This is a genomic window from Clostridium carboxidivorans P7, from assembly GCF_001038625.1.
Classification (GTDB): Bacteria; Bacillota; Clostridia; order Clostridiales; family Clostridiaceae; genus Clostridium_AM; species Clostridium_AM carboxidivorans.
In genome coordinates this window covers 4035163-4047341 of record NZ_CP011803.1, presented here as the reverse complement: position 1 = coordinate 4047341, position 12179 = coordinate 4035163, and the positions used below count along the sequence as shown (strand labels likewise).

The window sequence follows — 12179 nt, the reverse complement described above, 5'->3', positions numbered from 1 at the left end:
ATGGGGATGTGACAGTATGAATTATGAAGATACTATGAAGTATATAACTAACACGGCCAAATTTGGTAGTAACTTAGGCTTAAGTAGAACAGAAAAGATATTAGAACTTTTAGGAAATCCACATAAGAAAATAAAATATATACATGTAGCTGGTACTAATGGCAAAGGATCTGTTACAACTATGATTTCAAAGATACTAATAGAATCAGGTTTCAAGGTAGGAATGTATACATCTCCTTATCTTGAAGATTTTGAGGAAAGAATTCAGATAAATGGAACTAATATATCTAAAGATGCTTTAAGTAGTGTAGTTACAGAAGTTTCTAAAGCAGTTGATAAAGTTATAGAATTAGGTTATGATCATCCTACTGAATTTGAAATAATTACTTGTGCTATGTTTTATTATTTTTGTAAAGAGAAAGTAGACTTTGGTGTAATTGAGGTAGGATTGGGAGGAAGATTAGATTCTACAAATGTAGTACAGCCATACAATTCTCAGCTTGGTGGCGGGGTATTGGCTAATGTAATTGTATCTATAAGTAGAGATCATATGAATATATTAGGAGATACTTTAGAGAAAATTGCTTATGAGAAGGCAGGAATAATAAAAAATGGTGTTCCAGTAATTATGTATCCTCAAGAAAAGTCTGTAGAAGAGGTAATAGAAGAAGTATGTAAAGAAAAAGGATCAAATTTAATAAAAGTTCCTTTTAATTGTGTAGAGTATGTTGAAAGTGAAAAAATAAGCAATAACAGTAATAAATATGTGCAAAAATTGATAGTAAGGACTTCTAGCAATATTTATAATATAGAATTATCTCTTTTAGGAAAGCATCAAATGGTAAATTGTGCAACAGCTATTTTTGCCATAGAGGAAATTATAAAAAAAGGTTTCCGTATAGAATTAAATAACATATTGAATGCACTAAAGAATGTCAAATGGATTGGAAGACTTGAAGTAATGAAAAATAAACCTTTAGTGGTAATAGACGGGGCACACAATATAGATGGTATTACAAAGCTAAAGGAAAATATAGAGAAGTATTTTAGTTATAGAAAAATGATTTTAATTCTTGGTATATTAGCAGATAAAGAAGTAGAAAAGATGGTAAGCACTATAGCACCTATGGCGGAAAAAATTATAGCTGTAACCCCTGATAGTTATAGAGCTGAAAATGCACATGAGTTAGAGAAGATAATTAAAAAGTGTAATGCTAATTGTGAATCTAAGGACAATTATGAAGAAGCTTATAAAACTGCACTATCCTATTTAGGAGAAGAAGATATTTTGATAATATCAGGTTCTTTATATATGATAGGCGGAATGAGAAAAATTATTACAAAAATTAATATAGAATAGATCATAGAGTGCAAGGTAACTACATTGCACTCTATTTTTTATGTAAAATTTAAATTTAACGTACAGCTTGTTCCAATGCAGTAGCAAGTTGATCAGGACAAGAAGTATCTTTTCCACCACAAGTAATTCCCTTTAATTTTTTTATAGCATCATTTACATCCATGCCTTCTATAAGACTTGATAACCCTTTTAGATTACCATTACATCCACCTGTAAAGCATACATTACATACTTTGTTGTCAACTATATCAAAGTTTATTTGACTTGAACAAACACCTTTTGTTAAATAATTATACATAAATATCACCACCTTTTTTTAAAGCAATAAAGATATTATATATAATATTAAAAAATTACTCAATATAATGAGTAAAAAAATATGTCCATTTTCGTTAATATTCATATTATATTTGTGAGGGGGGATAAACTTGAATTATCTATATGTGTGTAATACTTCTTCTGATTTTATTTCTAAAGTAAATTTAAATGAATTTAAAGAAGAAAATAGAATATTTTTAAAGCGTTATAGTACGGATGATAGAATTGGCCCTCATGGTATATGCTTAAGTGATAAAAGAATTGTAGTAGCCAATAATTACAGCAATACTATGTCTATTGTAAACTTAGAAGAAGGTATAGAAGAAAGTACTCACTACATAGGTGTACATTGTAACGATGTGGTGGTATTTCGAAATAATGCATATATAATATGCGGTGACCTTAACAGCCTATTAGTTTTTGATCTAGAGAAAAAACAAGTAACAGCAGAAATTCCATGTGGGAGTTTGCCTCATAGCATATGTTTGAATAAAGAAAAAAAAATTCTGCTAATTTCAAACATGGAAGATGATAGTATAACCTTAATTGACTGTGTTAATAATGAAAACATAAAAAACATAAGGGTAGGCGCTTATCCTACTAAAGCCCTTTTTACTGTGGATGGTAGATATGCTATTATCTGTGAAAGTAATATAGGCGCAGACTTTAGGGGAAGCATAGCTGTAATGTGTTTAAAAAATCATAAAATAATAAATAGAATAACGGCAGGAAATTCTCCTGTAGATATGTTTTGTAATGAAAGATTTTGTTTTGTATCTAACTTTGGTGATGGAACTATAAGTATTATAGATATAAATTTTTACAGGGAAGATAAGAATATAATAGTAGGAGGAATGCCTAGGGGAATAATAAAGTATGATGACAGCATTTATATAGGAGATAACTATAATAATTTATTAATAAAGGTAAATATAGAAAATGAAAAGAAAGACTATATACCTATAGGAGGAGAACCTACAGGTATGATTTTAATCTAAAGTAATATTAATTTATAAGTAACTGAATGATCTTGTCATATAATTCAGAAGAATTGTTTTTCCACTTATGACATAAATCTTTAGCATCCTTATTGGAGCCAACATTAAGTTTAATATCTATAAGTATAGAATCATTTTCTATAGCTTTTAGATTTACAATAAAATTACCTTTTTTCCCAAGGGTATAATCAGCAGTTATAGTTACTTCTTTCTTTATGTTTTTTATTTCTTTATTTAAGTAGTCTTCTACAGCGTTTATTTTATCTTCAGATATTCTATTTTCGAATAAAGAGAGAACTTTAATACCTTTTTCTGTAATTACAAGTCTGTGATTGCCTGTTTCATCTGTGTACTTTAAAAAATTAGAGGAAAGCAATTCGTTTAAGTATTGTTGAAGAGTAAAATAATTTATAAAATTATTCTCTAAAATAATTTGTGTTATCTGATTATTAGAAACAGGGAACTTAATTTTTTTAAATATAAAAAGTAGTAGAAGTTTATTTTCCGCTAATTCTAAAGTATCTTCAAACATGTTTATCCTCCTAATAAAAATTAATAATCTTATTATAAAATATATTATAACATAAAATATATGAAAATAAATAAAGTACTTCAAATAGTTGAGTGCTTTATTTTCATTTATAAATATTATTGTTTTTTAAATTATATGTAATATTTATATACAAATAGTACTATATAAAATTAAGGGAATAAAATGTTTTAGGGGGGAAACTATTGAAAGCTAAAATGGTTAAAAAAGTTTTTTTGGCAATGTTTTTACTATGTGTTGCAATTATAGGGTCAGTTTTTTATAAGAATAAAAATATAGCTACCTTTATTAATGTAAATAGAAATTTGCCAATATATTATGTTGATACAAAGGATAAAAAAATTGCATTAACGTTTGATGTGAGTTGGGGAACAGATAACACAGATAAAATTTTACAAGTACTGGACAAATATAATGTAAAGGCAACATTTTTTTTAGTGGGAGGATGGATAGATCAATATCCAGAGAAAGTAAAAAGTATATACGAAAAAGGGCACGAAATAGGAAATCACTCAGATAGACATCCTGATATGACTAAAATTTCAAGAGACAAAATTATAGAAGAAATAGACATTAATGATTCTAAAATAAGAAAATTAACAGGTGAGGGAACAAAACTTTTTAGATGTCCAGAAGGTTCATATAACAATCTAGTTGTACAAACGGTAAAGGATACAAATCATTATTGTATTCAATGGGATGTTGACAGTATAGACTGGAAAGAAGAAGGTGCGAATTTAGAATATGAAAGAGTTGTAAAAAAAGTAAAAAACGGTTCCATTATACTATTTCATAATAATGCAAAATACACACCAGATAACTTACCAAAAGTTATAGAAAATTTAAAAAAACAAGGCTATGAGTTTGTTAAAGTTGGAGATTTGATTTATAAAGATAATTATCATATAGATTATGATGGTAAACAAATGACAAATTAGTATAAATATATAAAGTTTAAATAGAACCTTATTGAAAGTAGAGCTATATTTGTATTATAATGGAAATACAGGTATGAATCTTAAGAGGAGGAAATCTTAACAAATCCAATATGATAATTAAATATAATGCAATTTAACTTTTATAAGTATAAATTGGGTATTTTGTGAATAATTATAGGGTGATAAGATAATTTGAAAACGAAAGGAAAGAGGGGTTATGATGGAAAATTCAATGCTAAATAATAAAATTTATTTAGAAGGAAAAGTAATTTCAGAATTACAATTTAGTCATGAAATGTATGGGGAAGGATTTTATACTTTTTATATGGAAGTTTCCAGGTTAAGTGACGCAAAAGATGAGTTATTTATAACAGTATCAGAAAGACTTATAGGTGGAATGGATATTAAAGTAGGCACAGAACTCATGATAGAAGGTCAGTTAAGATCTTATAACAAATTTATGGATGGATCTAATAGATTAATACTAACAGTATTTGCAAGAAACATATACTACTGTGAAGAAAAAAGCAAAAATCCTAATCAAATATATTTGGATGGATTTATTTGTAAGGAACCAGTTTATAGGACAACTCCGTTTGGAAGAGAAATTTCAGATATACTTCTTGCAGTTAATAGAGCATACAATAAGTCAGACTACATACCAACGATTGCATGGGGAAGAAATTCCAGATTTTGCAAAACATTAAAAGTTGGTGACAATATAAAAGTTTGGGGTAGATTGCAAAGTAGAGAGTATCAAAAGAAAGTATCTGATACTGAAACAATTAAAAAGATTGCATATGAAGTATCTATATCAAAGATGGAGAAATCTGGGAAAGATGATGAGGATGATGCAAAAGAAAATCAACAGGAAAAAGGAATTGATGAGGCTTTAGTAGATAAACAAATATCTTAGTAAAAAGAGCAAACTGCAGTGCAGTTTGCTCTTTGTTTTTCTATTTTCTTAGATCTTCCAATATCTTAGTTTTATCTTTAGTTTTATCATCTACTGTTTTAATTACTTTTGCAGGAATACCAGCTACAACAACTCCAGCAGGTACATCTTCTACAACAACTGAACCAGCAGCTACAACAGAACCTTTTCCTACTTTTACACCTTCAAGGATTACTGCATTAGCACCTATTAAAACATCATCTTCTATTTCACAAGGTGATTTACTTGGTGGTTCAAGAACGCCAGCAACAACAGCACCTGCGCCTAAGTGAACTCCTTTTCCAAGTTTACCTCTAGCACCAACAACAGCATTCATATCTACCATAGTGCCTTCACCTATTTCAGCGCCTATATTTATAACAGCGCCCATCATTATAACAGCATTTTTATCTATTTTAACCTTGTCTCTTATAATAGCGCCAGGTTCGATTCTAGCATCTATTTTTGTAACATCAACAAGAGGAATTGCTGAATTCCTTCTGTCATATTCTATTCTAAATTTTTTTATTTTATCTTTGTTATCATCTAAAAATTTAGAAACTTCTTCTGCCTCTCCAAAAAGTACATGAAATCCACTGTTGCCGTAATCTTCTATGTTTCCTAAGCTGCAATTTTCAATGTTACCGTCAACATAAACTTTAACAGGAGTAGATTTTTTTGCTTCTTTTATGTATCTTGCTATTTCATATGGATTAGTTAAATCATAGTTCATAGGGATAACCTCCTAAGTTAAATATTTATAGTTATTAATATTATAGTTATTAATATTATTATAATAAATATATTTTGTCAATTAAAGAGGTAAAGTATTTTTCAGTAACAAAAATGTGTTGAGTAAAATATTTTAATAGTAGAGTGCTTTGGGAGGTAATGTAATTGGATTATGAAATGAAAGATTGTATTGATGCTGGAAGTATTTATTGTCCTTGGAATACGAAAATGCGATAGAATTGTATTAGCTTGAGGAGTTAGTTTTTTTTTACTCCCCAAAGATTTATTTCGATTTCTTCAGTGTCTCCATCCCAAATAATAGAATCAACAACAGATTCTATTAGTAATCTTCTATTATTAATATCTTTAAAGGCATTTATGTTTTTATTGAAATATTTAAGAGATTGTACCATTAAATCAATATCATATTCTCTTTTATCTATATCCTCTTTTTGACTTGAAATATTATTATACTCGGCCTGTAAATTCTCTAGTTCATTATTTAATTCTTCTAAATCAGATTCTATAAATTTAGAATAAGCTTTATCTCTGCTTTTAGCAAGTTGTTTTAGTAAATTTTTTATAGATTGCTCAACATCATTTATTTTTTCTTTTATATTTTCTAAAGCGGAATCTTTATTTACATTTGACAATTCTTTTTTAGTTTTTAATAATTCTTTAAGTATAGTTTCTTTATTAAGTTCTTTTAGGTTGTCTATAACCAAATTTTCTAATATATCAACTCTAACATTTTTACAATTACATAACTTACCATTTGAATTGTCTTTTTTTGTACAGACATAATAGCAATATCTCTTATTACCGTTTTTTGTACTTTTATGTCCATGTTTTACAAACATTAAACTGCCACATTTGCTGCATCTTAAAACTTTAGTAAGTAAAGCTACCTGAGATGTACCTATTCTTGCTGGTCCTTTTTTCTTAGAATCTAAAATTTTTTGTACTTCAAGCCACTCTTCAGATTTTATTATACCTTTATGCTTAGAAACCGCACATATCCATTCTGACATATCTCTTGTTATGGATAGATTCTTAGTTTTATTATAACTAAGAATACCATTACCATTTGCTTCACCGGCAATTATTATATTCTTACTTTTTAAATATGCTAATACTTCATCACTAGATTGTACATAAATAGGATTGCTCAAAATATCTTTTACTTTTTGTGCATTCCATTCTCCACCTTTTTTTGTTTTAATTCCGTTAGAATATAACCACTTAAAAGTTCTATTTAAGCTTTTAGTTTCTAAAAACTTTTCATATACAACCTTAACATTGTCTAGTTCTTCTTTAACACCTGTAAGTTTATACATACTTCTTTCTTTCATTTCTTCATCAAAATAGTTAATTTGTTCTGACTCATAACCTAGTGGCGTTTGGCCTCCAAGCCATCTACCAGTTTTGGCAAGTTGGAGCATATTATCTCTAACACGTTCTGCTATAGTTTCACGTTCTAGCTGCGCAAATACGCTTGCTATGTATATCATAGCTTTGCCCATAGGTGTAGTAGTATCAAACTGCTCTTTAATAGATACAAAGGCTATAGAGTGCCTCTGAAGCAATTCTAGCGTAGTAGAGAAGTCTGCAACATTCCTACTTATACGATCTAATCTATAACATATAAGAACATCAAATTTTTTATTTTTAACATCTTGTAATAGTTCTTGAAAATTTGGTCTATTTATATTACCACCAGAGAAGCCTTCATCTTCATAGATAATAAAATCTTTTATGCCTAAGTTTTTTTCACCATATTCTTTACACATCTGAACCTGATTTTCAATGGATTCGCCTTTACCAGTAAATACTGATTTTCTACTGTATATTGCAGCTATCATAAAATTCATCCTTTCTCGGAACATAATATGAAAAAATTTTATATTGTATAATATTTATTGAATTGTAAAGTACTGAATTAAAAAAATAAGACTAAACCCAAAAGTTCAGTCTATCTTATAAGGGATTTTCAAAGCAGTATAGAGATTTTATTTACTCATTTTACTTTTTTACTATTATTAAGCTCAGCATAAGTTTCTATAGATTTTTCTATCATTTTTAACATATCCTCGTTTATCTCATCATCATTTGTGATTATTTTTCGTCTTATCATTAGAGATATTAGTTCATCTTTTAATGTTTTAGTTTGAGGAAGATCTTTAGTATTTGTTTCTGCAAATTTTTCTCCTTCTTTATTTTCATATGGATTGCGTATGTCAGTGAGACCCATTAGCCAATCTAATGTTACATTAAAATCACTACAGATTTGTATTTTTAAATCATCATCGGGTCTACTAAAACTTGATTCGTATTGTGATATCGTAGATTTTTTTAAATTGTATTTTTTTCCAAATTCTTCCTGAGTTAATTCGCTTTCATTTCGTAATAATTTTATTCTTTTTCCTAAAATATTATCCATAACTTTTACCTCTTATAGTTTAAAATTTTTAAACATTATTTTAATAATAGCATAAAAATTAAAATAATATACAAAAGTTCTAATAAGTTAAACTTTTTCGCATAGAACATTGACAGTTTAAATTTCTTGAACTATAATAAAAATATAAAGTTCAAGAATCTCAAACTAAGGTGGTGGTGAAATGAATTTATATCTTTTATCCCAAATAAGAGAAGAGAAGGGATTTACACAAGAAGGCATGTCCCAAAAATTAAATTATAAAAGTAAAGGTAGTTACTGCCTAATAGAAAATGGCAAATCCAAAATTACTGTAGAACTAGCATTGAGTATAAAAAGTATTTTAGATTTAACTGAGGAAGAATTTAAAAAAATTTTTTTTATCAATGAAGTTCAAGAAAACCAAACCTTAAAAATCTAATATAGGACAATCTATTAAGTTCATAAGAATAGTTATAGGAGGTGTTATTTATGCACGTAAAAGTAAACTATCCAACTGATCCGGAAGTATTGGACCAACTACAGATAAGAGCAGCTAAAGCTCTTGCCATAGCGTATAAAAATGAACTACCTCCTGAAAAATTTGATGAACTTATAAGAAAGCTAAGCCAAGAATTATATAAGTCTTAAGCTTTGATATGTACATTAGCTAAAAACTAATGAACAAAAGATATATCTACAAATTAATTATATCCCAATTTTATGTAGATATACATTATATTTAATCTACAAAATAAAGAATTTTTAATCTAAATTCTACAGGAGGTATAAGAAATGATAGGAAATGCAATTAAGGAAGCTCGAGAGGAAAAAGGATTTACGCAGAAATACTTAGGAGAGGCTAGCTGCTTATCGCAAAAGACAATATCAGCTATAGAAACATGTAGAAGATCAATAACACAAGAAAATTTAAAAAATATATGTAATGAACTTAATAATCCAATAGTTTATATGGAAACTATCAATGAGATGTGTGGAGATGCATTCTCATTACAATGGCTGGATGGTGATGCAGCAGATTTACATAGAGCTAGTGTGAAAGAAAAAGTTATGGAAGAGCTTAAAGAAGCAATTGAATCTATACATTCAGCTAAGGTCTATAACATGCCTAAAACTTGCAAGAATGAAGATTTAAAATTAATTTTGAAAAGCATACAGGACACTATAGATGTTTATAAGGGATCCGCAATATATATTGCTGTAATGTGCAGGGAATATGGGGTGGATATAAGAGGAATGTTTAGAATACAAAAACAAAAACTTATAAATAAAGGTTATTTGAAATCGGACAATGTGGCTAAATAGTTAATATTAAGGAGGTGTTAACTTGAAGTATTTAAATGAAATTAATGCTTTTTATGATTGGCTCGAAATAAACCAATTATCTACGTCGGCAATTGCATTATGGCATACAATTATGCACATAAACAATAAGGCTGGATGGGTAAAAACATTTACAGTAGCCGAATCTGTTCTAAGCATTAAAACAGGATTATCAGGAAGAAGTGTGAGAAATGCAAGAAATGAATTAAAGCAAAAAGGAAGAATTGATTTTAAAAGTAGAACAGGGGGAAAGGCTCCTATATACACAATTATATCTTTTGAAGTTGGAATAAGCTGTTTAGATAAGAGAGCCATGGAAAAAACAGAAGAAATAGATTCTGAGGAAGGTAATTCCACAGAAATAGATTCCGTAGGTGTTTCCATAGATAGTGCCGGAGATGTTTCCACAGATACTTCCGGAGATAGTTCCACATTAATAGATAAAGACTTAGATGAACACAAAGACTTAGATATTATTGTTAATAATGATCATAAAGAAAAGTGTTTAGATGTTATTGATTATTACTGTAAAAAAGCAAATAAGTCTGAATTTAACCTAAGCGATAAAGAACGACAAGAAATTTTAAGTATATGTAAAGAAATTCCTTTGAAAGTAATTTTTAAAGGGATAGACAAAGCTTTTAAAGATTATAAGCCTAGATTTATAGGAGGTAAGATAAATTCTTTTATTTACTGTTCAAAGGTTATAAAAAATATTTGGTCAACAGAAAAGAAAGAAGGAGGAGTAGAAGATGGAACAGCTAAAAGAAATAAGGGTATTGAAACAGATGAGACAGGAATCGGATTCCACATCTAATATACCATTGTGTCCAGTATGTGGAGAGCCTATAGGAATTAGAGTTCTGTTAGGTAAAAACCGAACAGAACATACTATGCCTAGAATGTGTAAATGTGAACGCGAGCAATGTATGCAGATTGAGAAAAGGCAAGAAGCTCAGGAAAAACAAATAAGGTTGGAGAAAATGTTTAGAAATGGACTCATGACTAAGGAATTTAAAGAAATGAATTTTGAGACTTGGAACCATGAATTAGGAAATGAAAAAATGTATGAATTAGGAATAAAATGTGTTAAAAACTTTAAAGAAATGGTTGAAAGAAATATAGGCCTTCTGATATATGGAAAACCAGGCAATGGGAAAACATATTTTGCAGGGTGTATAGCTAATGCGTTGTTAAAAAAATATGTACCTGTAGTATGTGTAAGTTCTATATTAATTTTAGAAAGGATTAAGTATAGTTTTAACAAATTTGGTGATGAAGGAGTTCAAAATATCTTAAATTGTTTAGATAATGCAGAATTGTTAATTATTGATGATATCGGAACTGAGAATAATACAAATTGGTCAAGGAGCACCATGTATCAAATTATAGATTCTAGATATAGAAAAAAGAAACCTTTAATCGTGACAAGTAATTTGAATATAAAACAATTGAAGAAGAGGTATGATACTGATTCTGAGGATGCTATTGGTAGAACATATGATAGATTATTAAACGAGATGTGTACTCCAATTGAGAATAATTGGCAAAGTATAAGGGTTATAAAAGGTCGTGAAAAAACTAAAACCCTTGGGAAAATTTTAGGGATAGTATAAACTCACTATTTATATGATTTTATAAATAAATAGAAGAAGGTGGTAATTTTATGAATAGGAATAAAAAAATAAATTTAAAAGAAGTTTTAAAACAGATAGTTTTTTATGCAATTATAATAGTGGTAACAGGAGTATTTGTTCATTTTTTTACTAAGTAATTTAAGAAGAAAGTTATCTATCGTAAACTTACAATACATCAACATAATTTTTGAAATGCGATGCAAAAACACCACATAATTTAACTTTGAATTATGTGGTGTTTTTGAGAATTGTTCGTTTTTTTAGTTGTTTCGTCAAATAAGAAAAATGCGTACTAGCTTTATTAAAATATAATTCTAATAATATATAGAGATTATATCACTGAAAGTGCCCACAGATATAATGACGCTATAGAACCATAAGGTGAGTATCTCTTTTTATATTTATAAAATTTTTCTTTCGTTAGCTCTTTAAGCCCATATAAGTTCATCATTCCTTTGCGAATAGCTAAATCTCCGTAACTTGCAACATCAGGACGGCAGAGTGAAAAAATTAGCACCATTTCAGCAGTCCAAACACCAACTCCATTAAGTGAAGAGAGCTTTTTTATTACTTCAATATCAGTTAAAGTATAAAGTGTATTAAAATTTACCTCACCGGATATATCAACATCTGCAATTCCTTTTATATATCCAGCTTTTCTTAATGTCATACCGCAACCTTGAATTTCAGAAAGACTTGCTTTTGCAATACTTTCCGGTGTAATGTTCCCAAGAAGATTGCATAACCTATTCCATACAGTTTCCGCAGCCTTACTTGAAATTTGCTGACCAACAATGTTTGAAACAAGTGCAGTAAATGGGTCTGCAATAATCTCACGTTTTATCATCCCAATCTTATCAATAGCTGCACCAAGCCTTTTATCTTTTCTTTTTAAATATTCTATTTCTTCGTGTCCATATTTAAAAATATCCATAATCTTTTCTATTCTCCA

15 protein-coding genes are annotated in these 12179 nt (G+C 28.6%); 9 read left to right on the top strand and 6 right to left on the bottom strand.

The window, feature by feature from the left end; genetic code table 11:
- Window positions 1-16 precede the first annotated feature (16 nt).
- Window positions 17-1360, top strand: a complete 1344-nt coding sequence (locus tag Ccar_RS18015) for a bifunctional folylpolyglutamate synthase/dihydrofolate synthase (RefSeq protein WP_007063100.1) — start codon at window positions 17-19, stop codon at window positions 1358-1360.
- 55 nt (window positions 1361-1415) lie between these two features.
- On the opposite strand, the gene Ccar_RS18010 is transcribed toward Ccar_RS18015, so the two are convergent.
- Window positions 1416-1658 carry a TIGR03905 family TSCPD domain-containing protein gene (locus tag Ccar_RS18010; protein WP_007063101.1) on the bottom strand — a complete coding sequence of 81 codons (243 nt, stop codon included), beginning with the start codon at window positions 1656-1658 and terminating at the stop codon, window positions 1416-1418.
- A gap of 130 nt (window positions 1659-1788) precedes the next feature.
- Between Ccar_RS18010 and Ccar_RS18005 the strand changes: the two genes are divergently transcribed.
- Window positions 1789-2676 (top strand): YncE family protein, encoded by an 888-nt coding sequence (locus tag Ccar_RS18005; RefSeq protein WP_007063102.1) that lies wholly within the window; start codon window positions 1789-1791, stop codon window positions 2674-2676.
- 7 nt (window positions 2677-2683) lie between these two features.
- Here the strand turns inward: Ccar_RS18005 and Ccar_RS18000 are convergent, their stop codons facing one another.
- On the bottom strand, window positions 2684-3208 hold the full coding sequence (locus Ccar_RS18000) for a DUF4364 family protein (RefSeq protein WP_007063103.1): 525 nt from the start codon (window positions 3206-3208) through the stop codon (window positions 2684-2686).
- A gap of 203 nt (window positions 3209-3411) precedes the next feature.
- Here Ccar_RS18000 and pdaB point away from each other — a divergent pair, with 203 nt between their 5' ends.
- Both pdaB and Ccar_RS17990 read left to right on the top strand, forming a co-directional pair.
- Complete coding sequence (gene pdaB, locus Ccar_RS17995) at window positions 3412-4164, top strand: polysaccharide deacetylase family sporulation protein PdaB (protein WP_048030327.1); 753 nt, start codon at window positions 3412-3414, stop codon at window positions 4162-4164.
- A gap of 220 nt (window positions 4165-4384) precedes the next feature.
- On the top strand, window positions 4385-5080 hold the full coding sequence (locus Ccar_RS17990) for a single-stranded DNA-binding protein (protein ID WP_007064292.1): 696 nt from the start codon (window positions 4385-4387) through the stop codon (window positions 5078-5080).
- 40 nt (window positions 5081-5120) lie between these two features.
- Here the strand turns inward: Ccar_RS17990 and dapD are convergent, their stop codons facing one another.
- From dapD to Ccar_RS26475, 3 genes are all read right to left on the bottom strand, one after another.
- Entirely contained in the window at window positions 5121-5831 is a 711-nt protein-coding gene (dapD, locus tag Ccar_RS17985) for a 2,3,4,5-tetrahydropyridine-2,6-dicarboxylate N-acetyltransferase (protein ID WP_007064400.1), read from the bottom strand.
- Between the two features lie 256 nt (window positions 5832-6087).
- Complete coding sequence (locus Ccar_RS17980; protein ID WP_007063156.1) at window positions 6088-7692, bottom strand: recombinase family protein; 1605 nt, start codon at window positions 7690-7692, stop codon at window positions 6088-6090.
- Between the two features lie 155 nt (window positions 7693-7847).
- Window positions 7848-8270: a helix-turn-helix domain-containing protein gene (locus tag Ccar_RS26475; protein ID WP_082141610.1), complete on the bottom strand. Its 423-nt coding sequence runs from the start codon at window positions 8268-8270 to the stop codon at window positions 7848-7850.
- A gap of 181 nt (window positions 8271-8451) precedes the next feature.
- On the opposite strand from Ccar_RS26475, the gene Ccar_RS17965 reads away from it, so the two are divergent.
- From Ccar_RS17965 to Ccar_RS17950, 5 genes are all read left to right on the top strand, one after another.
- Complete coding sequence (locus Ccar_RS17965; protein WP_007063159.1) at window positions 8452-8688, top strand: helix-turn-helix transcriptional regulator; 237 nt, start codon at window positions 8452-8454, stop codon at window positions 8686-8688.
- 50 nt (window positions 8689-8738) lie between these two features.
- Window positions 8739-8897, top strand: coding sequence for a hypothetical protein (locus tag Ccar_RS27100; protein ID WP_007063160.1), 159 nt, complete (start codon window positions 8739-8741; stop codon window positions 8895-8897).
- A 144-nt stretch (window positions 8898-9041) separates the two neighbouring features.
- Window positions 9042-9572: a helix-turn-helix domain-containing protein gene (locus Ccar_RS17960; RefSeq protein WP_007063161.1), complete on the top strand. Its 531-nt coding sequence runs from the start codon at window positions 9042-9044 to the stop codon at window positions 9570-9572.
- Between the two features lie 22 nt (window positions 9573-9594).
- A complete protein-coding gene (locus Ccar_RS27470; protein ID WP_048030324.1) occupies window positions 9595-10407 on the top strand; it encodes a helix-turn-helix domain-containing protein in 813 nt (270 codons plus the stop codon).
- Complete coding sequence (locus Ccar_RS17950; protein WP_237737293.1) at window positions 10343-11206, top strand: ATP-binding protein; 864 nt, start codon at window positions 10343-10345, stop codon at window positions 11204-11206. The genes Ccar_RS27470 and Ccar_RS17950 overlap by 65 nt, the downstream gene beginning before the upstream one ends.
- Window positions 11207-11558: 352 nt before the next feature.
- On the opposite strand, the gene Ccar_RS17945 is transcribed toward Ccar_RS17950, so the two are convergent.
- Window positions 11559-12161 (bottom strand): DNA-3-methyladenine glycosylase family protein, encoded by a 603-nt coding sequence (locus Ccar_RS17945; protein WP_007063166.1) that lies wholly within the window; start codon window positions 12159-12161, stop codon window positions 11559-11561.
- Window positions 12162-12179: the final 18 nt, after the last annotated feature.

What these genes read in the sequence shown, in the direction of transcription:
- Ccar_RS18015 (WP_007063100.1), top strand. Translation starts at nt 17, where the DNA reads ATGAATTATGAAGATACTATGAAGTATATAACTAACACGGCCAAATTT.
- Ccar_RS18010 (WP_007063101.1), bottom strand. Translation starts at nt 1,658, where the DNA reads ATGTATAATTATTTAACAAAAGGTGTTTGTTCAAGTCAAATAAACTTT.
- Ccar_RS18000 (WP_007063103.1), bottom strand. Translation starts at nt 3,208, where the DNA reads ATGTTTGAAGATACTTTAGAATTAGCGGAAAATAAACTTCTACTACTT.
- Ccar_RS17990 (WP_007064292.1), top strand. Translation starts at nt 4,385, where the DNA reads ATGGAAAATTCAATGCTAAATAATAAAATTTATTTAGAAGGAAAAGTA.
- dapD (WP_007064400.1), bottom strand. Translation starts at nt 5,831, where the DNA reads ATGAACTATGATTTAACTAATCCATATGAAATAGCAAGATACATAAAA.
- Ccar_RS17980 (WP_007063156.1), bottom strand. Translation starts at nt 7,692, where the DNA reads ATGATAGCTGCAATATACAGTAGAAAATCAGTATTTACTGGTAAAGGC.
- Ccar_RS26475 (WP_082141610.1), bottom strand. Translation starts at nt 8,270, where the DNA reads ATGGATAATATTTTAGGAAAAAGAATAAAATTATTACGAAATGAAAGC.
- Ccar_RS17965 (WP_007063159.1), top strand. Translation starts at nt 8,452, where the DNA reads ATGAATTTATATCTTTTATCCCAAATAAGAGAAGAGAAGGGATTTACA.
- Ccar_RS27100 (WP_007063160.1), top strand. Translation starts at nt 8,739, where the DNA reads ATGCACGTAAAAGTAAACTATCCAACTGATCCGGAAGTATTGGACCAA.
- Ccar_RS17960 (WP_007063161.1), top strand. Translation starts at nt 9,042, where the DNA reads ATGATAGGAAATGCAATTAAGGAAGCTCGAGAGGAAAAAGGATTTACG.
- Ccar_RS17950 (WP_237737293.1), top strand. Translation starts at nt 10,343, where the DNA reads ATGGAACAGCTAAAAGAAATAAGGGTATTGAAACAGATGAGACAGGAA.
- Ccar_RS17945 (WP_007063166.1), bottom strand. Translation starts at nt 12,161, where the DNA reads ATGGATATTTTTAAATATGGACACGAAGAAATAGAATATTTAAAAAGA.